Origin of the sequence: Trichlorobacter thiogenes, assembly GCF_900167465.1 — a bacterium.
Classification (GTDB): domain Bacteria; phylum Desulfobacterota; class Desulfuromonadia; order Geobacterales; family Pseudopelobacteraceae; genus Trichlorobacter; species Trichlorobacter thiogenes.
In genome coordinates, this window is record NZ_FUWR01000004.1 from 38,480 (window position 1) to 59,512 (window position 21,033).

A 21,033-nucleotide genomic window follows, 5' to 3' on the forward strand; every position below is an offset into this window, starting at 1 on the left:
AACGCAAGAGGGCTGTTGTAGATTTGGTGAGCCTACACAAATGCGTTAGCGATGATGACGGTCGTTTCGGGAAGACGGATTGTGGGTCATGTCATTAAAAAGCACCCTGAAAGTTGATTCAGGGCGCTCTGATTTTTGTTAATGGTGCCGGAATGTGAACTTGCAGCACAACGGGGTCTGTTCTGACTCTGTTGCAACAACCCTGCTACGGTTTAACCCTCATCCTCATCACCAACCGGAATCTCCCGATACGCACGGTCTTCTTCAATTCGGCGGGTCTGGGCCTGGAACTTTTCCAGGTCAGATTTGCACTTGACGCAGTGTCGGGTAAAGGGAAGCACCTTCAAACGGCCCATCGGGATATCTTCATCGCACTCTTCACAAATGCCATACTCACCCTCGGCGATCCGCAGCAGCGCTTCGTCAATGCTGTGCAGCTTTTCACGCTCACGATCATTCAAAAGCAGTCCCAACTCCCGGTCACGCTCGGATGATGCCTGGTCGTAGATATCGCCAGTCGGCTCTTCACCCACCGAGGTCTCGGAACCCTTCTTGATGGAACGTTTGATTTCAAGCAGGGTCTGCTCTTTCATATCCAGCAGAATCTGTTGAACCTCTTTCCATTTGCCAACGGGAGGCGCTGCTGAAACCGCTGCAGTGGCAGCTGGTGCGGCATTGTCAATGCTGGCAGGTGTTGCTTTTGGCTTTGGTTCAATCACTTTTTTTGTAGCTGGTTGTGGAGCCGCAGCCTTGGCAGGCGTCTTGGTGGGCGCTGTCGTTTCTTTCTTGGAAGCGGCTGTTTTAACTGCAGTAGCTGTTTTTGGTGGAGAAGCGGGCGCAGTGTTTTCCTGCACGGTTTTCTTTGCTGTTTTGGTCGTTGCCATACGTAACGTACTCCATCAAAAGAGAGTTTTAAGAGTATAGGCTGCTGCGAAAGGCGGCAATCACTAACAGAAACTGTATCTGCTGTCAAGGATAAAGCTTGTCAGGATTAATAGGATCATGAAAGTTGCGTTTTGTTAATAGTGTGGTAAATAATTGTAATATGACAGTTAAGTGGTTTGAGGTGGCGTATGCGGTGTATTTTTATTCTGTTTTTAATGGCCGTGGTATTGATAACACAAGCGATAGCTGCTTCAGCAGCGCCGTTTAGTGTCGCTTTTTATTATGCGGAGAAACCACCGCTTGATGAGCTGTATGCCTTTGATATTGTCGTTGTTGATCCTGATAATGTCGGCATTCAGCCTGAACAGTATAAAAGTAGGCATAGCGAACTGTTTGCCTATGTCAGCGTTGGTGAGGCTGATCCGCAGCGTCGATCTTATAAACAGATCAAGCCGGAATGGTTACTTGGCGATAACCCGGCCTGGAAAAGCAAGTTGGTTGACCTTGCTAATCCTGCCTGGAGAGCTTTTTTTCTGGATCAGGTGGTGGAACCGCTCTGGGCTGCCGGTTACCGAGGGTTTTTCCTGGATACGTTGGACTCATTTCTACTGGTTAAGGATGTGAAAAAGCATCCGGCACTTGAGGCTGGACTCGTGGAGATTATTCATAGCATCAAACAGCGCCATCCGGAGGCCCGTTTGATTCTGAATCGCGGTTTTGAAGTGTTTGATCGGGTAAAAGGTGCTGCTTTTGCCGTGGCGGCCGAGTCACTTTTCCAAAAGTTTGATCCCATTACCGGAGCCTATGGCGAGGTAAAAGAGCATGATCGCCAGTGGCTGCTTGGCAAGTTTGCTGAAGTGCAGAAAGCTGGTCTGCCGGTGATTGCCATTGATTATGTTGCCCCGAAGGAGCGTGAACGTGCCCGCAAGACCGCCGACAAGATCAAGAGCCTGGGTATCATTCCCTGGGTGACTGACAAAGACATCTCCTCGTTGGGTGTCGGAGCCGTTGAGGTACTGCCACGTAAGGTGCTGGGGTTGTATGATGGACAGAGTGTTAATGACCCGGCCAACTCTGACCTGCATCATCATATTGCGACTCCGCTCAATTATCTCGGCTACCAGTTGGAGATGCAGGATCTGCGTAAAATGTTGCCGTCCGGGATATTGGCCGGACGGTATGCCGGGGTGGTGGTCTGGCCCCACAACGAAAACGTTGACGGCAAGAACAGCCTTGCCCTATGGGTGCGTCGACAGATTGATGATGGTGTCAAATTGCTGTTTGTTGATGGATTCGGCATGCCGCCTGAGCAGGTGTCAAATGTGCTGGGGCTTGAATATCGTCGGCTGGCACGACGTGGACTTCCGTCGCTCAAGATTATCCGCCGTACGCAGGATATCGGTTTTGAGGCAGAACCGCCCCTGCAGACAACTGCTTTCGCCCGGTTAAAAATCAAGGAAGGGGAACCGCTGCTGACCCTTACAGCTCAGGGGGGGGAGGTGTATGATGCAGTGGGGATTACTCCCTGGGGCGGCTACGTACAGTATCCCTACGGTGTTATGCAAGTTATGCAGGATCAGGCCCGTTGGGTCGTCAATCCATTCAGTCTGCTCTCCAAAGCACTCGGGCTTGAGCAACCGGTTGCGCCGGACCCCACCACAGAGAACGGTGTGCGCCTGCTGTTGGCCCATATTGATGCAGATGGTTTTGAGAGCTATGCAGAGTGGCCCGGTGGTCGCTATGCCGGTGTCGAGATGCGGGAGAAGATCCTTAAGCGGTACAAAATTCCCACGGCGGTTTCGGTCATCACCGGGATAGTGGATGAGAAGGGGCTGTACCCGGCCCAGGCTGCAGAACTGCAGAAAGAGTTCCGGGAGACCCTGGCCCTGCCCTGGATTGAGGCTGCAACCCATACCTATTCCCACCCGTACTATTGGCAGGACAGTGCAGAGGGCCGCAAGATGTATTCAGAGCGGTACCTTAACATACCCGGTTATGCACTTAATTATGAGACAGAAGTGATCGGATCGGTCAATTTTATCAATAGCCGCCTTCTGCCTCCTGGCAAAAAGGTGACTCTGATGCAATGGTCAGGTGATTGTACACCGCCTGCTGAGGCGATCAGGTTGACCTATGCTGCTGGCATTAGAAACATCAACAGCGGCGATACCGTTATGACGGTATCAAATCCGAGCCTAACCTCTGTTGCGTCGTTAGGAGTGGCAAAGGAAGGATGGTTTCAGGTCTTTGCCCCCAATCAGAACGAAAATGTCTATACCAATGACTGGAAAGGGCCTTTTTATGGTTTCCGGCGTGTGATTGAGACCTTCAAAATGACCGACGCCCCCCGCAGACTCAAGCCGGTCAATATCTATTACCATTTTTATTCTGCCAGTAAGCTGGCCTCGCTACAGGCACTGCTGGATGTTTACAACTGGGCGATGCAGCAGGAGCTGTTTCCTGTCTATACTTCTGCCTATGTTGATAAAGTGCTTGATTTTAACCGAACAACCATTGCCCGAAACGGTAACGGCTGGCAAGTCCGCAACAAGGGTGACCTGAGGCAGTTACGGCTGCCAATTAGTGCGGGATATCCTGATCTGGTCGCCAGTCGCGGTGTGATCGGATTTGTGGATCATAATGATCAACGCTATATCCACTTGGCTCCAGGAGGCGAGGCATTCCTTGTCATGACTCCCCTTCCCCCTAAGCGGGCATGGCTGTCTGCCGCAGCGGCTGAAGTAGAGAGCTTCTCCTGGACGCCGAAAGGCATGAAACTGAAGGTGACAGCCGATGCCAATGGCTTCATACGTTTCGGTGGTGCCTCCGGCTGCAAGTTGGTGCCAGACGGTCGTTCGCTTGCGGTAAAGCAGGATTCTGGCCTGTTGACGGCACCTTTGTCGGTTGGGCAATACGGGTTTGAACTTGTCTGCAGATAATGCTCATAAATCGCGTGAGCGTTTCGCCGGGCCATTGGCCATTGGCGGGTTGGTAGGGGCTGGCCTGCTTCTTCTACTGGTGCTGTACCCTGAAAAAAGTCTCTTAAAGCTACTTGAAAATCCTGAAGTAAGTAGTCCGGCGCAACAGCGTTACCTTGAGGCCCTGCTGCACCTGCGTACTGGTGATACAGAGCTGGTAATCCCGCTGGTGCGTAGTTACTTGGCAGCGGGGTGTACGGAAAAGGCTGCTGCTGCATTAAGTCACCAAAGAGGGCGACTTTCTGTTGAACAGTTAAAAACAGTTATGGCGTTACAGTATGAATTGAGGCGTCAGGAACTTGAATGGATGAGTCTTAATGAACCAGGCTGGGAGATAGCTCGAAAGAACTATGCTGCCCAGATAGAGCAGATGCGTAAGGCCGGCGCAACGTCACAGGACTTAGCCCGCTATCTGGCAGATGCACGCAGGCTGGGAGATGGAATTACCGTGCAGAGGCTTGAGAGGGTGCTGGGTCGTGATGCAGATCCGTTATCGGCAGAGGTTGCGGCTGCTATCGCTCTGGGCAAAGGCGATTATCGGGGGGCAGCAGCACACTACTTTAAAGGAATGCAGACGAGTTCTTCAGATCAAAAGCGGAGCCTGTTCCTTGCCGGTGTACGAGCCTTGCAATCAGGTAATCTGGTGCAGGAGGCGTTGCTCGCAGCCGAGGTACATTTGACAAGTGACTTGGCCAAGGATCGTAGCATTTTGAAATATCTGGTTACGTTGTCGCTGGCAGCAAACCGTCCCGATAAAGCTCAGTTGTACGTAAGGAGGGCTCTGGGGTATTCCTCGGATGTTGATAAAACGAGGGTTAAACCGTGAAAATAACCTTACAACATATTGCGCTTGTTGCAGCGGTTGCTGCTCTGTCTGGACAAGGGCAGGCGCTGGCTGAACCACCTGTGCAGCCTGTGTCAGAAATAAGGGTGGATTTTGAACAGGATCTTTTTGAACTGGCTCATACGGTTTTTCTGGCAAATGGTAATGTCAAGGAGGCTTTGTCAGTAGCTGAACGTGCGGTGAAGGCACGCCCTGCAGATAAGGTTTGGCGTAAAAAGGCAGCCCAGACATCGGAATGGGCAGGACGCCCTGATTTGGCCCTTGAACATTGGTTCTACCTTGCCGAACATGGTGATAGCGAGGGCGAACAATCTGTCCTGCGTCTGTCCAGGGCACTGCAGGAATTTCCACTACGGATGAAACTGCTGGAACAGATGGTGGTTCAGCAGGATGCGCCGGTTGAGCTATTGAAGGAGTATCTGTATGTAGCAGAGGGGATGGGGATGCCGCAGCGGGCCTATGATCTGTTCGCATCAGACACGATTCGCGGTGCTGATCCGGTCTGGCTACTGAGCGAGCAGGCAAGGCTTGCCGAGATGCTTGGACGGCCTGCAGATGCAATCAGAGCATGGCAACGACGGGCCAGATTGAAGCCGCTTGAGACCAATGAATCTCTTAGGTTGGCATCGCTCTGGTATGGGCAGGGTGACACACTGCAGGCATGGCAGGCATTGTTGATGGCGGAGCATGCCGCTCCGGCAACAGCCACTGACTTCTGGCGAACCTATGCCGACCTGGCCTGGACACTCCAGAAGAACGACGCATCCATCAAAGCGGCTGAGATGTTGATTGAACATGGAAGCGCCACTGAAGCAGATTATCAGCGACTGCAGGAGCTGTATGGAGAGTCAGACCCGCAAAAGGCTTACGGCTATGCTTTACAGGGGTGGAAACAGTTGCAGCGGCCAGTCTTTCTGTATGCCATGGTCGATACCGGCCTGCGTAGCGGCAAGGGGCGAGAGCTGGCGCTGTTTTTTAATAACATGCGGCCAGATGAACGCACTATTATCGCTCAAGACGCACGTGCCTGGATGGCCATGGCTCAGGTCTATCGTGCAACCGGCAATCAGCCTGCCAGCCTCGTTGCTGCCAGAGTCGCTGCCCGGTTAGCCCCTTCCGATGCGGATCTGCTCAGTGCCTATCTCTGGTTGTTGGTGGATATGAAGCAGGTCGCTGAACTGCGCCCCCTGGTTCGGGATTGGGAAGGACGGATTGGGGCACTGCCTGAACTGCAGGAACCATTGGCCGCAGCCATGGTGTTGATGGGGGATACGCAGCGGGCATTACGTCATTATCGCGCACTGGCCCCGAAGCGCCAGACAGATCCGGCCTGGCTGGCCTCCTTTGGTGATACGTTAGAGCAGGCTGGCGATGCAGAGAGTGCCTGGAAAGCGCGGCGTCGAGCGCAGCAGCTGGTGCACCGGCAGGCCTCAAAAGATCTGTCAGATGATGAGGTGAGAAACGGGCTGCTGACTCAGGCGCAACTGTTGCTGCATCTTGCCCCCGGCGATGCACTCTCAAAACGTATCAGACTGGTGGCTTCAGACAAGCGGGATGATTTTGGCAAAGAGTTGGTGCTGGGTTGGGCCATGACCACGGGACAGACCGACCTGGCCCGACTCTGGTACTGGAGACATTTTGCCCGGACGATTCAGCGGCCTGAATGGGCCCGCCTTGGTCTCGCTCTGGAGGAGAACGATCGCAGTACCATGGCTGATCTGCTGGATAGCAAACTGGAGCAGTTGCCCTATCGTGATGCGGTTGAGGCTGCTCAACGGACAGGCTCCATTCCGTTGGCTCAGGAGCATGCCTGGCAGCGTTTGCAGCTGAACCGTGAGGACTATCTGCTGGACACGCAGGTGCGTCAACTGTTTGGTGAGCGTGCAGGGTATGCTGCTGCTGATCTGAAGCTGCAGGACCAAGCCGGTGTTGGTATGGTTGAATCACGACTGGCGTTTTCCCAGCCGCTTACCAGCCGTTACAGTCTGCTGGCTGAGCTGACAGAACGACAGTTCAGTCAGTTGAAAAGTGATGTCATAAGGAATCTGCCGGACCATGATATCGGCGGAAGCCTGACCCTGACCCGCCGGCATGAGCGGGGCCACTTGGCCTTGTCACTGGGAATGAGGAACGGTGGTCTGGACAGCTTTGCAACAGGCTCTCTTGAAGGCGAATGGCAGCCCTGGCGGGATCTGCAGCTGGGGGCCAGGCTTGAACTGAATGCCGGGGCAGATGAAACCGCTGCACTCTCGGTGGGTGGGGTGCGGGATCGATTGAGAGTGACGGGCACCGCTACTCTGACGCCTAAAGATACAGTCTCCCTTGAACTGGCTGCAGCCCGTTATTATGATCAGGGCCGGGGCTATCTCGGTCAGGGACAGTCGGTGGGAATAGACCTGCGGCATCAATTCACCCGGGCATGGCCTGATTATGGCATCCGGCTCTACGGCGGCTACAGTGGGTACCAGGCTGATGGTGTCGTGGGCACTAACATCGCCGGGCTGGTGCCTGCTGAGACTGATCCCACCGCATCCTTTTTTGTACCACAGAGCTTTGGACATCTGGGGGTAGGGCTATTTTGGGGCCAGACCTGGAAGACAAGCTATACCCGTGACTGGAAACCGTTTGCCGAGGCTGATATTGACTGGAACAGTAATTCTGATTTTGGTTTCAGCTATGGTCTGGGGCTGGTTGGTCCGGTCTTTGGAGTTGATCAGCTGATGTTTGAATTAACGCAAAGTAGTGGCCAGTTCGGCATCAGTGACCTGACTACCACTATCGGCATCAGTTACCGCTATTTTTATTAACAACTGGAAGCAAGAAGGAGGAATGCATGAAACGAATACTGCTGCTGATTGTCGGGCTGTTTGTCCTGTCTGGTTGTTCTACCCTGCATCAGGGGAGCCGAGAGGCTGCGCCGCTGGCTGAGACCTGGGCAGTGATTCCATTTGTGAACAATACCGAAACCCCCTTTGCTGCCGAGCGGGCAGAGGCGATCACCACGGCACTGCTCTATGCCCGTGGTGTACAACGGGTAATTACCATGCCTCTTGACCCGGCAGCAGATAACGAGGCATTGCCTGATCGTGGCTTGAAGCGCCGGGAGGCCGGACTGGAGTGGGCAAAGAAACAGAATGTCCGCTATGCCGTTGCCGGTACCGTTACGGAGTGGCGCTACAAAGTCGGATTGGATGGGGAACCGGTGGCCGGCATGACCCTGCAGCTGATTGATCTGAATGATGGCAAGGTACTCTGGTCCGGTAGTGCCGGTAAAAGCGGTTGGAGCCGTGAGGCGGTCAGTGCTGTGGCCCAGCAGGTTCTTGAGCAGTTGATCAGCACCATCGCGTTACGTTAACATGTCTGGGCTAGCCGGTATATTCACCCGTTTCCCAAGGCTGATTGCCTGGCTTGAAACGTTGGGATTAACCCTGTTGATTCCACTTGCAGGTGTCGTACTGAATCAGGATGACCCGTTTTTTGTGAAGGCGGAGTTTCCCTGGCTCTGGCTTGGGCCGCTTCTGGTGGCGTTACGTTACGGGATTGCTCCTGCTTTAAGCTCGGTGTCACTGGTAATGCTGCTTTGGTTTGGCGCCGTTATCGTAGGGCTGGTCAGTGGCGCCTTTCCTTTGCACTTTATGTTGGGGGGAGTCTTGCTGGCATTGCTGGCCGGGCAGTTCAGCACATCATGGTCAACCCGGCTGAGACGTTCAGATCAACTCTCCCGTCATGCTTCAGAGCGGTTTCAGCAGCTTTCCCGTGCCTATTTTATGGTGCGCCATTCCCATGATCGGCTTGAACAAAACCTGGTTAGCAGACCGGTTACCCTGCGACAGGCCATGATGGAGTTACGTCGTCTGCTGGTTGAAAAGGGTGGTGTGGTCAGCCCGGAACTGGCAGGCGAACTGATGGTTATTCTCGCCCACTATTGCTCCCTTTCCAGTGCTGCAATCTATGCAGTACGCCACGGCGTGCCTGATCTGGTGCCTTTGGCGCAGTGTGGTCAGGGGGCTCCCTGTCTGCCTGACGATCTGTTGGTGCGTTCAGCACTTGAGTCTGGCACCACCGCCTATCAGGCCGCCAACCGTCTTGGTGGTAGTCAGCATAGCAGCTATCTGGTGGCAGCCCCGCTTTGCAGTAGTAGTGGTCATTTATTGGGGGTGGTGCTGGTAAGTGATATGCCGTTCATGGCATTGCACCGTGAAACCTTGCAGATTCTAGGGGTTCTGCTGGCCTATGCAGCTGATCATGTTGAGGCTGCAGCGACAGCAAAAAATGTGACTACTATTTATCCGGACTGTCCGACTGTCTTTGGCGCAGAGCTGATCAAGATGATACGTCTGAAACGGGATCTGGATATTGTGAGTACCCTGGTGGTGATTAACCTGCCTCCTGGCCCACGACTTGATGAACTTTGCCAGGTGGTGGAGCGCCAGCAACGGGGGTTGGACCATGGCTGGCGCCGGGATTTAGGCTGGGGAGTGCAGTTTGTAACGTTAATGCCTTTTTCCGGTCCGACTGCAATGGAGGGGTATCAGGCGCGTCTGAACGAAGTGCTGAAAGGCCAGTTTAAGATAACGTTGCAGGGCGCGGGGATATCGCTCAAGTATGTGGTGGTCTCTGCTGACGAACCGGAACTGCAGCTGGCAAACCTGCTGACGGAGGAAGCATGAGTAGCCTGAAGCTGCTCATCTATGCTTTGCTGAGTGAGCAATCAGCCTTGTTGTCCATCTTTGGCACACAACCGGTCTGGCAGCGGGTACTTTTTTTTGGAGCTGCGCATCTGCTTGCCTCAGTACTCTTTTCCCTGCTGCTAACGGCCAGCTTTCCCAAGCGTTTTATCTCTTCCCGAAAAGGGCTGTTGGGGCTGTTCTTCAGTTTTAATTTTTTTGTGCCTGTGTTTGGCGCACTGGGGACGTTACTATTGCTTTTGTATTTCAAATGGTTTCTGAAAGAAGCAGAGCGTACTGAATTTTCCAATGTGCCGCTGCCACCCTTTCTAGCAGAGTCAGCTGATCTCGGGTCAGGTATGGGGGAGGGGGGGGCTTGGTCCCGCTTGCGGACCCTGGATCTACCCCGTGAGCTGCGGCTAAAGGCGTTATTGTCAGTAGGAACCAGCAGCGGGCATAACTCCAGTCGTTTGTTGCAGCATGCAACCGGAGACAGTGATGATGAAATCCGGTTGTTGGCCTTTAACCTCCATGAACGTCAGGAACAGAAGATACAGCAGACCATTTCTGCAGAGCTTCATGAGCTGAAAACCGCTGAAACTCCTGAGCTTAAGGCCTCGGTCTGCCGTAACCTGGCCTTCTCCTACTGGGAGATGGTCTACAGTGCCCTGGCCCAGGATGATCTGCGTGATTTTTTTGTGGAACAGGCGGCTAAATATGCTGAACAGGCATTACAGCTGGATGCCAAAAATCCTGCTCTGCTTGTTTTGGTAGCACGGATATACCTGCAAAAACGTGATTACAAGTTGGCTTCAGAGACCATTCAGAAGGCGTTATCAGAAGGTGCTGATCCGCTTAAGGTGCTGCCCTATCAGGCTGAGCTAGCCTTTTATGAGCGAGATTTCAAGACTGTCCGCAGACTATTAAAACAGGATGCAACGATTCGCTTCAGGCCTGGTATCGGGCCGGTGGCCCAGTTTTGGGGGACATGCTGATGGAAGATATCTTTCCCAGGGCCAAACAGGTTGATGTGATGCTGCTACTGGAGGGAACCTTTCCCTATGTCAGTGGTGGCGTGTCCAGCTGGGTTAACCAGATTATCAAGGGGTTTCCCGAGATTGATTTCGGGGCGGTATTCATCGGCAGCAAGGCTGATGAGTATGATGGCTTCAAGTACTCCTTACCCCCTAATCTGAAGCACCTGCAGGTGCATTATCTGCATGATGAGCATATTACCCCGCCGGTAGCACCCTGTGCAGGAGATCCCCAGGGGTTTGAAATTCTGCAGCGTCTGCATGGCTGGTTTGCCAACCCGCATCCTGATGGGTTACCTGCGGAGCTGAAGCAGGCCTCCTTTTATCTGAAGGCCAAAGGAGGCGTTGATTATTCCCAGTTTTTGTACGCTGATCGATCTTGGGAGTATATCTGTTCCTTATATCGTGAACGCTGTACCGATCCTTCATTTGTTGATTATTTTTGGACCGTCCGCAATATGCATGCCCCGATCTGGCAACTGGCTGCCATCGCCGGCAGCTTAATCCCGGCCCGGGCATATCATACCGTTTCCACCGGCTATGCCGGATTTTTAGGGGGACTTTTACATCACCATACCGGGCGCCCTCTGATGCTTTCAGAACACGGCATCTATACCAAGGAACGCCGGATTGATATCTTTAATAATGAATGGATTCAGGATAACCGCAACGCCCTGCAGCGGGACCCAACCGAGATCAGCTACTTCCGTGATCTCTGGATCAGGTTTTTTGAAACGCTGGGACGTTTCTGCTATGACGCAGCAGGGCAGATCGTTTCGTTGTATGAGGGGGTGCGCCAACGCCAGATTAGTGACGGAGCCCTGCCGGAAAAGATCAGTGTCGTACCCAACGGGATTGATGTGGCTCGTTTTGCATCACTGCGTACTGCACGACCGTCCCGTCCCCCTGTGGTGCTGGCACTGTTGGGGCGGGTGGTGCCGATTAAGGATGTTAAAACCTACATCCGTGCGATCCGTATTCTGGTGAACCAGATCCCGGATCTGGAAGGCTGGGTAGTGGGGCCGGATGGTGAAGATCCTGAGTATGCGGCAGAGTGCCGTGCCCTGGTCCTGAGTCTGGATCTTGCAGATCGTGTCCGCTTTACCGGCTTCATGAATCCGGTGGATCTGTTTCCACAGATCGGGCTGCTGGTGCTTTCCTCCATCAGCGAAGGCCTGCCGCTGGTGGCTCTTGAAGGGTTTGCTGCCGGAGTGCCATTGGTTTCCACCGATGTCGGTGCCTGTCGTCAGTTGATAGAAGGGGTTGGTGAGTCGGACCAGGCACTGGGAGTGGCCGGCGCTGTCGTGTCGATCAATAGCCCCCAGGCCCTTGCCGGGGCCTGTCGTAACTTGCTGGAAGATCAACAGGCCTGGGATCAGGCCAGTCAGACGGCCATCACCCGGGTTGAAACCTTCTATACCCAACAGCAGATGTTTGCCCGCTACCATGCGTTGTATCAGGAGGCGCTGAGCTAAATGGCCGGTATCGGATTTGAATTGCGTAAATTGATGAAGGGCGACAGCTACAGCTCGTTGCTGATGGCCTATGCCTATGCCGGTATTATCAGTTCAGGCCCCTGGATACTCTCTATTATCGCCGTATTGTTGATCGGCGTGATCTCGCTGCCGGTGGTCATACCGGCAATGCTGGTCTCCAAGTTTCAGACCGTGGTTACTTATCTGATCGCCTTCAGTCTCATACTGACCGGGCTGGTGCAGCTCTCCTTTACCCGCTACTCTGCAGACCGGATCTTTGAAAAGGAACATTACCGGTTACTGCCCAATCTGAACGGTCTGTTGCTGGTTGTCATTGCGGTCAGCGGCCTCTTTTCCTATCCGATCGGACTTCTGGCCTTTCCCCAACAAAGCCTGTTTTTCAGGCTGCTGTTTGCTGCAACCTTTGTGGTGCTCTGCTGCGTATGGGTTACCGCTATTCTGCTGTCGGGGTTGAAGGCCTACAAGGCGATACTGGTTAACTTTGCCTTTGGCTATGGTTCCGCCCTGCTGCTTGCCTTTTTGCTGCGACATGGCAACTTGGAAGGACTGCTGCTGGCCTTCCTGGCCGGCCAATTCATCCTGCTGTTGGGGATGTTCTGGGTTGTCTTCCGTGGCTATCCCTCCCGGATATTCATAGAGTTTGATTTTATGGGATCAGGCAGGATGTACCGTTCCCTGATGCTGACCGGCCTGTTCTATAACCTGGGGATCTGGATGGACAAGTTCATCTTCTGGATTCATCCGGTTACTGGATCAAACGTCATCGGTCCTCTCAGGGCTTCGTTGGTATATGATCTGCCGGTCTTTCTGGCCTACCTGGCAATTATACCGGGTATGGCTGTTTTTCTGGTGCGGATAGAGACCGACTTTGTTGAATACTACGATCGCTTCTATGATGCGGTGCGTGAAGGGGGTTCGCTTTCCTACATTCAGGAGATGAAGGACGAGATGGTGCGGGTGGCCCGGGAAGGTCTGTATGATATTATCAAGATCCAGGCCATTGCCACCATTGTGGTAATTGTGGCCGGCCGTCATCTGTTGCGTTGGGCCGGTATATCTGAAATCCATCTGCCGCTGCTTTCGATTCAGGTGGTGGCAACCGGTTTTCAGGTGGTGCTGCTGGGGCTGCTGAACATCTTTTTCTACCTGGACAAGCGGAATCGGGTACTGTTGTTGACCGCCCTGTTTACGGTGCTGAACCTGGGGCTTACCCTGCTCTCGATCTGGATGGGGCCGTACTATTATGGCTACGGTTTTGCCCTGGCCTTGATAGTGACCATTGCAGTGGGTATGGCCCTGCTTGACTACGACCTTGGGAAACTGGAGTATGAGACCTTCATGCTGCAGTAATAAATTGTCCTGCTGAAGTATTTTGTGGCATTTCGTCAGATTTAGTCGCTTGTCCTAGTGCTGCCGTTGCTTGATAGTACTAATAAAAATCAGGAAGTTATCTCTATGCGCGAACATCTCGTAGCAACCCTGCAGCATATCCCTTCGGCAGCCATTCTGGTTGGTGCTAACGCACAGATACTACAGGCAAATCATGCTGCTGAACTGCTTTTCGGCTATGCCGCGGGCAGCTTGGATGGACAACCGCTTGCTCTGTTAATTCCCAAGGACAGGCGGGAACTGCATGATGAGCTGCTGTATGATTATTGCAAGAATCCGTCAACCTGTCCCAAAGGGACCGGGCTGCCACGGCATGGCCTGCGCCAGGACGGTACCCTTTTCCCCGTTGATGTTGCGCTTGCTCCGATCACGTTTGGTGACGAAGTGCTGTTTTTTGCCACTGTTTTTGACCTTTCCGCCTTTAAGCAGGCAGAGCTTGAATTGCGCCAGGTCAATCGCTCTTTGCGTTTTTTGAGTAAGGTGAATCAGATTGTTGCCCATGCGGATGATGAACAGAATCTTCTTCAGGAGGTTTGTCAGGCCGCTGTGGAGGCAGGCAACTATCGTATGGCCTGGGTCGGTTTTGCAGAGCAGGATACGGCCAAAAACATCCGTCCGGTGGCATTTCATGGCTTCAATAACGGTTTTATTGAAAAGCTGAATATTACCTGGGGAGAAAACGGGAACAATATGACTGCCGTGGGAGAAGCCATCCGATCCGGTCAACCGGTTGTCCGGAACAATATTTTGAGTGACCCCCAGATGTCCCCCTGCAGAGCCGATGCAAAGCAGCGGGGGTATCAGTCGGTCATCGCCCTTCCATTAAAGGTGGATGATGCCGTCTGGGGTGCGTTGGCCCTGTTCGCTCCTGAGAATGCGGCATTTACACCGCAGGAGTGCAAAGTGCTGACAGAATTAAGCGATGATTTGTGCTTTGGTATACGGAGCTGTTCTCAGACCAACCTTCAGGGATAGGCTGGCCTGTTTGTTTATACGATACAGGGCTGTCTGTTGAGGTAGAACAATGAATAAAATAATCTGCTGGTTGGTGCTGTTATTAAGCGTGATGTCGCTTCCTCTGTCTGCTGCCGGCCAGGATGCTGAGAGGACCGTTGAAATCCGTGTTTCCAGCCGGGATACCCTGATCGGTCTATGTCAAAAATATCTTACCCACCCGGAAAAATGGCCGCAGGTTTCAAAACTCAATCGGCTTCCCGATTCCAACTACATAGCTCCAGGGCAGAAAATTATCGTACCGGTTGCCTTACTGAAAGGACTACCGATGGATGGCGTCGTCTCCTTTCTGCAAGGAGAGGCGTACCTGCAATCGTCAGGCAACTCTGCATGGCGTCAGTTGCAACTGCGGGATAGTGTCAAGGAAGGCAGCTCACTTAAGACGGCAGCCAATAGTGCCCTTGAGATCAGCTTTGAAGATGGTACCAGCTTCTTACTGCGGGAACAGTCGCTGGTATCGGTTAAGGCCGCAAAGAAGGGGCCATTGCATCTTCTGCGGGTACTGCGGCTTGAAGGTGGCAAGATCATTTCCAGGGTAAAGTCCGCCACCGGTAAAGATTCACGCTTTGAGATCGAAACCCCTTCGGCCCTTGCTGCTGCGCGGGGGACCCATTACCGGGTTGCGGTTGATGAACAGGGAACTACCCGGGCTGAAATGTTGGAAAGCCGGATTGATCTCTCGGCAATGGGAACGACGGTTTCCCTTAAGGAGGGTGAAGGATCGCTTGCCCGTCGCAATGAAGCCCCTTCTGCACCGATCAGGTTGCTTGGTCCGCCAGAGCCACAAGCTCTTGCAGCGATATATGGTAATGCATCCAGTGAAATCAGATTTTCCCCTGTGCAGAACGCGGCACAGTACCGGGTGCTGCTGGCGCGGGATCAGGAAGGTAAAAACGCTGTCAAAACTGCGGTTATAAAGCCCGATGATCCCTTTGTGTTTGAGGGACTTGAAGATGGGGGCTACTATCTGCTGGCCTCCAGTATCGGCCAGGAAGGGCTGGAAGGTCCCCTGTCAAAGCCGTATGAGGTGAAAGTCAGACGGAAACCGCTGCCACCGGATATCGTTTTGCCCGTGGATAAGGCTACCCTGCCTGAAATGCCTCTGAAGTCTCAATGGCATAATGTGATTGGCGTCTCTGGCTATCAGCTTCAGATCGCCACCACTCCTGATTTTTCAGGCGCCTTGATTGAATCCGGTGACCTTAAAAAGACCGTCTACAGCTCAAAGGAACTGCAGGGAGGTACCTACTATCTGCGGGTGAGGTCGCTGGCTGAAGATGGCTATGCCGGGGATTGGTCCGCTACCCGTGCATTCAGCGTTGTTAAACTTCTGCCCCCCTCACTGCATAAGCCGGACGGTAATGACAATAAACTCTACCTGGAGTGGGAGCCGATCAAAGGTGCCACCGGCTATCATCTGCAGATTGCCCGGGATGAGGCCTTTGGCACCATTATCATTGATCAAAAACCGGGTGAATCAAAACTGGTGCTGGAAAATCCGCCGGAGCCGGGAAAATACTACATGCGTGTTGCTGCACGGAATGCCGATCAGGAGACCAGCGCGTTTTCAAAGTCTGGCAGTTTTGAGATCGAGCAATCAAAGTCTTATTTTTATGAGGCGCTTGGGTTTGTTGGCGGGGTAGGTCTGGCTCTGCTGCTGGTACTGTTGTAAGGATAGCCGATAGCCCATGCCTACTCATCCGGTTACGCGTAATCTGCGCTTCCTGCTCCTGCTGGCAGCAACGCTTGTGATTCTTCTGTCTGTTGATTATCTGGGAGCATTTGCCGGAGTTGACACCTATTTCTATGACACGTTTTTGCGCCTGAGGGGAACCAGGCCGACTTCCAACAGGATTGTCATTGTCGCGGTGGATGCAAAGACGCTGGACCGGTTTGGACAATGGCCGATCAGGCGACGCCATTATGCAGAGCTGCTTGGCCGGCTTGATCAGGCCGCTGTTGTAGGTTTTGATCTGCTGCTGCGGGAGCAGACCGCTGATGACGGCCTGTTGGAGGCAGCAATCAAGCGGCATGGCAAGGTGGTATTGCCGGTCTATGTCGGTGCCGCTGCCCAGCCGATCGGGCCGCTTGATCGTTTTGCATCTGCAGCAACCGGGCATATCCATATTGAACTGGGGGTTGATAATACCGCCAGAGAGCTGTTCCATAGTGTTTACGCGAACAAGCTGTTGCCGTCACTGTCCTCCAAAATGTATGAGGCCGTCTCTGAACAGCCTCTGCTTCGTCTGCCCCCCCCTGTTTCGACCACAGGCAGGTTGATTCAGCAGGATCACCACACAATCAACTATTACGGTACGCCAGGTGCCTTTACGCGGATTTCATTGGCAGACCTGCTTGATGGGACTGTCCAGCCAGCCTATTTCAAAGACAAGCTGGTACTGGTAGGGCTGACCGTGCCGGGTATTCTTGATGAAGTATCAACTCCCCTCAGTCAAACCAGAAACCGGATGCCCGGTGTTGAGGTGCATGCAAATGCCCTGAACAACCTGCTTGACAAGAGCAGCATACATGAACTGCCCGGATTTCTGCGGGCTTTTGCTGCGCTGCTGACTGCGTTTCTACTGGCGGTTGTGCTGGCCAGATCTGATGAGAAACAGGCGGTTCTGATCTGGATTCTGAGTCTTTTTGTGACGTTGCTGGCTGCCTTTGCTCTGCTTGCTGCTGCTCACTGGTGGGTTTCTCCCTCCCTCTTTTTGGTCGCCTTCAGCGTCATATTCGCTGCGGTCTATCTGTACCGTCTGGATAGTGCGGCCCGAAAACTTGACCATGAATATGAGATCATGACTGCCCTGCTGGGGCGTGATGCCAATGAAGCCCCGGAACAGGTGGCAGGTAGCGGACTGTTCGGCTTTTTGTCTGAAGGTGGCATCAACGCCAAGATTGGTCGTCAGGTTGGCATGACCACCAAACTGCTGGGGCTGCATAAACAGCTGGAAAGCGCCTTGAAGACCGAGCGGGAGGCGCTTGATAGCCAGATCCGGTTTGTTGAGATGCTTTCCCACGAGTACCGTACCCCCTTGGCGATTATTCGTGCCAACCTGGATATCCTTGAGATGAAGGACGAAGATCTGGGTGGACAGCTATCCGGGAACTTCTCCAAGATGAAGCGTGCGGTTTCCCGCTTGGTTGAGGTGATGGAGACCTCGCTGGGACGGCAACGGCTTGAAGAGGCCCGGACAGCACAGCCGACGAGCGAAGATATTGATTTCTCATCTTTTCTTGATTCGCTGCTTGCGGAATCAGGTGAACTTTGGGCGGAGCGTCGTTTTGAACGGTACGGTGGCGGCTGTTCAGGATGTTTTGTCCACGGCGACCGCTTAATGTTGAAGACCGCCGTGCTGAACCTGATTGATAATGCGGTAAAATACTCTGCAGTACAGGAACCGGTACGGGTTTTTCTTGAAAAACGGGACGGTCAGGCGGTTGTCTCGGTGGTCAACCAGGGAACAACAGTAGCGCCGGAAGAGCTTGAGCGGGTATTTGACAAGTTTTACCGGGGCGGCAGCAGCGTCAACACCCGAGGGGCCGGACTTGGTCTCTATCTTGTACGTAAAATCATTGAGCAACTTGGTGGCAGCGTGACATTGACAAGTGATGACAGTCACTACACCACAGCAACCATCAGCCTGCCACTCTGCCAGCACCAGTAAGCCTCCTCCTTTTCTCCTCGTCAGATTCTGTCACAATTGATTGTTTCTCATTGGTTGAAGCTTGGCCAGTTTGCTTGCTATCGTGCAGTAAACCGTACTGGCGGTTCGTGAATTCAGGTTTTCTATAATAGTTCCAGTGGGCAGGTATGGCATGACAACACAGTCTTACGACACAGATGCAACCAAGAAAAGACCTTGCCCCGAGATGCTTAAAGGGCTGTCATTGTCAGCGTTGGTGGAACTGTTTGACGTGCCTCTGAAGTATCTGTCGGTTGCCGGTTTTGAAGTGGTCATGTTTGACTGCAGTGGTCAGTATCTGGTCTGCACCTGCTCAGGCGGGTCGTGTGTGCAGGCTCGCTACTCGGATACATGTTCAATTTAGCAACAGGAGAATAGAGTCATGACACTCATGGAACAACAACGATTTCTTGAAGGTATTACCCATATTTGTGACGTAGATTTTCTGAGCTGGCATGGTTGGGAGCAGCTGATGGCCTGGGTACGACGTCAAGCCTGGCGGGTTGATTTTTTCGGAGGAGAAAAAATTCCGTCCCGGTTGCTCTATCCCAAATCATTGACCAGTGAGCTGATTGCATTCATGGCTGGTTAACGCTTGTTGTTTATGCTCTATTTCAATTGCAATCTATGGATGTTATCAAGATGGTGAGGATTGGGGCAACGGACTCCAATAAGGGTTTTCCCTATCTTGTATAAGGGGTTTCCCGAATAGACTTTTTTGTGACATTTATGTTAAGGACATAATTATCTGATATTGCTTGAAATAGATGTTGGTGTGGTTGCAAAAAACAGGAGGCCGAAAAGGCATGGGTACAGGGTTCAAGGTTCTCATTGTTGAAGATGATCAGGATTTGCGTGAGAGCGTTGTTGAATATCTTGCCATGGCCGGTTTTGAGGTCAGTGGTGTCAGGAACGCTGCCGAGTTCTATCAGGCTATAGCCCTGGGGGGCTGGAGCGTTGTGGTAATTGATATCGGTCTGCCTGATCAATCCGGTTTTGTGCTGGTTGAGTATGTACGTGCCAATACTGACATGAAGGTGATTATCCTTACTGCCCGTGATGCGCTGGATGATCGTGTCAAAGGGTATGATGCCGGTGCAGACCTGTACCTGATCAAGCCGATTGATTGTCGCGAGCTGTCAGCAGCCATTACCAGCCAAGCGCAGCGCTATTGTAGCCGTGTAGCCCAGCAGGCCCCGGCCCAGAATCTGACACCTTCAAGTGATCTCTGGGGGCTTGCCCAAAGTTCGTGGGCACTGGTGTCGCCGGATGGAACCCAGATTCAGCTGACCGGCAAGGAGCTGCAGTTTATTGAGCTGTTGGCCGCGCACCCTGGCAAGGCTGCTGCCAGAGAAGAATTGTTGCTTAAGCTGTATCAGCGTCATGATGAGTACACCAGCAGGTCCCTTGATTCTCTAGTGCGTCGGGTGCGGGTTAAAATTATGTCTGTTACGGATGTACCGGTGCCGATCAAGACGGTCCACGCGGTTGGTTACTGTTTTTCTGCAACACTACGGTATATCTGAATCTGCCTGCTGTAGCGTCTTCTGTCCCGTCTTCTTTTCTGCTGTCTTTTCCCCTTCGCTTGTCGCTTCCCTCTGCAACATCAGAATTGGTCAGAACTGCTTCGATTTGATCGGTTGTTTTAGCCCTTGCTATGCCTGATAGTGCCCAGCAATCCGGTTTCCCGTAAAAATGAGGTGAACCGGTGGTTACGCAGGGTAATCACACTCTAAATCAAACTAAAGAGGAGTAGGGCATGAAAAAACAACTGAAACGTATCTTGCCGGTAGGTTTGCTGCTGGTGGCATCCACCGCATTTGCCGGAGTTCAGCAAGGACAGTTCTCCCTGTCACCGGTGGTTGGCGGTTACACCTACGAAGGGCAACAGCATCTGGGCACCAATCTGGTATTTGGCGGCAGGGCTGGCTACAACATCACCAAACAGCTGGGGATTGAAGGGCTGTTTGATTATGTTAATCCTGAACTGACCGGCGGCAAGAAAGATATCACCATGTACCGCTACGGCGGTGAGCTGCTGTATCACTTTATGCCGGACAACAATTTTGTGCCCTATATTGCTGCCGGGTTTGCCGGATTGAAGTTTGATGGCGCCAATGCCTCATCAAAAAATACCTATGGTGCAGCTGATTATGGTGTTGGTGCCAAGTACTTTCTGCATGAAAACTTTGCCCTGCGGGCCGATGTACGGCACATCATGTATAACCTGAGCGAGACAGTGACTCATAACGTTGAGTACACCGTAGGCGCTCATATTCCATTTGGCGGAGCTGCCCCGGCTGTCAAGCCGATTGAGGTGGCTCCTGCTCCGGAGCCGGCCAAAGTTGTGGCACCTGCGCCAGTTGCTCCAAAGGCCTTCCTGCATGCGACCCCGCAAAACATCACCAGCGGTGAACAGTCCACCCTGCAGTGGAGCTCAAGCGATGCAAAAAAATGCTCCATTCAACCTGCCATCGGTGCAGTTGCACTTAGTGGTTTCACCATGGTTGCCCCAACAGCAGATACGGAATACACCCTGACCTGCAAGGGTGAAGGCGGTGAGGCAACCAGCAAGACAGCTGTTGCGGTCAAGGCAGCTCCGGTCGTGCAACCTGTACCGCCTGCTCCGGTGGTGGAACAGTCTGCAGCCAAGGCCTCTGCTGCACAGCTCTGCAGCCCCACCGTGCTGAATATCAAGTTTGACACCAACAAGACTGCTATCAAGCCTGCCTATCAGGATGAACTGGCAAAACTGGGCACCTTCCTGAAAGACAACCCAAGCGCCAAAGGCAGCATTGAAGGACATACCGACAGCGTTGGCAACAAGAAGGCCAACATGAAGCTCTCCCAGCGCCGCGCTGAAAGCGTCCGCAGCTACATCATCAAGCATTCAGCTGTTGATGCCAGCCGGATCACCGCCAAAGGTTTTGGTCCCACCAAGCCGATTGCCGATAACAAAACCGCTGCAGGAAAAGCAAAGAACAGACGTATCGAAGCTAACTTTAGCTGTGAATAACAAGTGATGATGTTGTGCATG

The 21,033-nt window shown here is 53.0% G+C and carries 16 protein-coding genes; 15 read left to right on the forward strand and 1 reads right to left on the reverse strand.

All coding sequences use genetic code 11. The annotated features are described in order from the left end of the window. Positions 1–212: 212 nt before the first annotated feature. Positions 213–884 (reverse strand): TraR/DksA family transcriptional regulator, encoded by a 672-nt coding sequence (locus tag B5D39_RS17310; RefSeq protein WP_244161361.1) that lies wholly within the window; start codon positions 882–884, stop codon positions 213–215. A gap of 189 nt (positions 885–1,073) precedes the next feature. Here B5D39_RS17310 and B5D39_RS05235 point away from each other — a divergent pair, with 189 nt between their 5' ends. From B5D39_RS05235 to B5D39_RS05305, 15 genes are all read left to right on the forward strand, one after another. Further along, positions 1,074–3,824: a bifunctional glycoside hydrolase/polysaccharide deacetylase family protein gene (locus B5D39_RS05235; protein WP_078789350.1), complete on the forward strand. Its 2,751-nt coding sequence runs from the start codon at positions 1,074–1,076 to the stop codon at positions 3,822–3,824. Next, complete coding sequence (locus B5D39_RS05240; RefSeq protein ID WP_078789351.1) at positions 3,811–4,689, forward strand: hypothetical protein; 879 nt, start codon at positions 3,811–3,813, stop codon at positions 4,687–4,689. The genes B5D39_RS05235 and B5D39_RS05240 overlap by 14 nt, the downstream gene beginning before the upstream one ends. Beyond that, complete coding sequence (locus tag B5D39_RS05245; protein ID WP_078789352.1) at positions 4,686–7,514, forward strand: tetratricopeptide repeat protein; 2,829 nt, start codon at positions 4,686–4,688, stop codon at positions 7,512–7,514. The genes B5D39_RS05240 and B5D39_RS05245 overlap by 4 nt, the downstream gene beginning before the upstream one ends. A gap of 26 nt (positions 7,515–7,540) precedes the next feature. Next, positions 7,541–8,062, forward strand: a complete 522-nt coding sequence (locus B5D39_RS05250) for a lipoprotein (protein WP_078789353.1) — start codon at positions 7,541–7,543, stop codon at positions 8,060–8,062. Between the two features lies 1 nt (position 8,063). Further along, entirely contained in the window at positions 8,064–9,377 is a 1,314-nt protein-coding gene (locus tag B5D39_RS05255; protein ID WP_078789354.1) for a PelD GGDEF domain-containing protein, read from the forward strand. Then, positions 9,374–10,369 carry a tetratricopeptide repeat protein gene (locus B5D39_RS05260; RefSeq protein ID WP_078789355.1) on the forward strand — a complete coding sequence of 332 codons (996 nt, stop codon included), beginning with the start codon at positions 9,374–9,376 and terminating at the stop codon, positions 10,367–10,369. Before B5D39_RS05255 ends, B5D39_RS05260 begins: the two co-directional genes overlap by 4 nt. Continuing rightward, positions 10,369–11,883, forward strand: coding sequence for a GT4 family glycosyltransferase PelF (pelF, locus tag B5D39_RS05265; RefSeq protein WP_078789472.1), 1,515 nt, complete (start codon positions 10,369–10,371; stop codon positions 11,881–11,883). Before B5D39_RS05260 ends, pelF begins: the two co-directional genes overlap by 1 nt. Further along, on the forward strand, positions 11,884–13,254 hold the full coding sequence (gene pelG, locus B5D39_RS05270; protein ID WP_078789356.1) for an exopolysaccharide Pel transporter PelG: 1,371 nt from the start codon (positions 11,884–11,886) through the stop codon (positions 13,252–13,254). Positions 13,255–13,359: 105 nt separating this feature from the next. Continuing rightward, the gene (locus B5D39_RS05275) at positions 13,360–14,268 is read left to right on the forward strand and encodes a GAF domain-containing protein (protein WP_078789357.1); all 909 of its coding nucleotides are present in this window, start codon (positions 13,360–13,362) and stop codon (positions 14,266–14,268) included. A 49-nt stretch (positions 14,269–14,317) separates the two neighbouring features. Next, the gene (locus B5D39_RS05280) at positions 14,318–15,979 is read left to right on the forward strand and encodes a FecR family protein (protein WP_078789358.1); all 1,662 of its coding nucleotides are present in this window, start codon (positions 14,318–14,320) and stop codon (positions 15,977–15,979) included. Between the two features lie 16 nt (positions 15,980–15,995). Further along, positions 15,996–17,978, forward strand: a complete 1,983-nt coding sequence (locus tag B5D39_RS05285) for a CHASE2 domain-containing protein (RefSeq protein WP_078789359.1) — start codon at positions 15,996–15,998, stop codon at positions 17,976–17,978. 151 nt (positions 17,979–18,129) lie between these two features. Continuing rightward, entirely contained in the window at positions 18,130–18,360 is a 231-nt protein-coding gene (locus B5D39_RS05290) for a hypothetical protein (protein ID WP_078789360.1), read from the forward strand. Between the two features lie 18 nt (positions 18,361–18,378). Next, positions 18,379–18,588: a hypothetical protein gene (locus B5D39_RS05295; RefSeq protein ID WP_244161362.1), complete on the forward strand. Its 210-nt coding sequence runs from the start codon at positions 18,379–18,381 to the stop codon at positions 18,586–18,588. Positions 18,589–18,802: 214 nt separating this feature from the next. Then, positions 18,803–19,522, forward strand: a complete 720-nt coding sequence (locus B5D39_RS05300) for a response regulator transcription factor (protein ID WP_161947425.1) — start codon at positions 18,803–18,805, stop codon at positions 19,520–19,522. 233 nt (positions 19,523–19,755) lie between these two features. Then, on the forward strand, positions 19,756–21,012 hold the full coding sequence (locus tag B5D39_RS05305) for an OmpA family protein (protein ID WP_078789362.1): 1,257 nt from the start codon (positions 19,756–19,758) through the stop codon (positions 21,010–21,012). Positions 21,013–21,033: the final 21 nt, after the last annotated feature.

Bases quoted from the DNA above. Each gene is read 5' to 3' on its own strand.
- B5D39_RS05285 (WP_078789359.1), top strand. From the start codon at position 15,996: ATGCCTACTCATCCGGTTACGCGTAATCTGCGCTTCCTGCTCCTGCTG.
- B5D39_RS05305 (WP_078789362.1), top strand. From the start codon at position 19,756: ATGAAAAAACAACTGAAACGTATCTTGCCGGTAGGTTTGCTGCTGGTG.
- B5D39_RS05295 (WP_244161362.1), top strand. From the start codon at position 18,379: ATGACACTCATGGAACAACAACGATTTCTTGAAGGTATTACCCATATT.
- B5D39_RS05290 (WP_078789360.1), top strand. From the start codon at position 18,130: ATGACAACACAGTCTTACGACACAGATGCAACCAAGAAAAGACCTTGC.
- B5D39_RS05260 (WP_078789355.1), top strand. From the start codon at position 9,374: ATGAGTAGCCTGAAGCTGCTCATCTATGCTTTGCTGAGTGAGCAATCA.
- B5D39_RS05255 (WP_078789354.1), top strand. From the start codon at position 8,064: ATGTCTGGGCTAGCCGGTATATTCACCCGTTTCCCAAGGCTGATTGCC.
- B5D39_RS05275 (WP_078789357.1), top strand. From the start codon at position 13,360: ATGCGCGAACATCTCGTAGCAACCCTGCAGCATATCCCTTCGGCAGCC.
- B5D39_RS05300 (WP_161947425.1), top strand. From the start codon at position 18,803: ATGGGTACAGGGTTCAAGGTTCTCATTGTTGAAGATGATCAGGATTTG.
- pelG (WP_078789356.1), top strand. From the start codon at position 11,884: ATGGCCGGTATCGGATTTGAATTGCGTAAATTGATGAAGGGCGACAGC.
- B5D39_RS05250 (WP_078789353.1), top strand. From the start codon at position 7,541: ATGAAACGAATACTGCTGCTGATTGTCGGGCTGTTTGTCCTGTCTGGT.
- pelF (WP_078789472.1), top strand. From the start codon at position 10,369: ATGGAAGATATCTTTCCCAGGGCCAAACAGGTTGATGTGATGCTGCTA.
- B5D39_RS17310 (WP_244161361.1), bottom strand. From the start codon at position 884: ATGGCAACGACCAAAACAGCAAAGAAAACCGTGCAGGAAAACACTGCG.
- B5D39_RS05235 (WP_078789350.1), top strand. From the start codon at position 1,074: ATGCGGTGTATTTTTATTCTGTTTTTAATGGCCGTGGTATTGATAACA.
- B5D39_RS05280 (WP_078789358.1), top strand. From the start codon at position 14,318: ATGAATAAAATAATCTGCTGGTTGGTGCTGTTATTAAGCGTGATGTCG.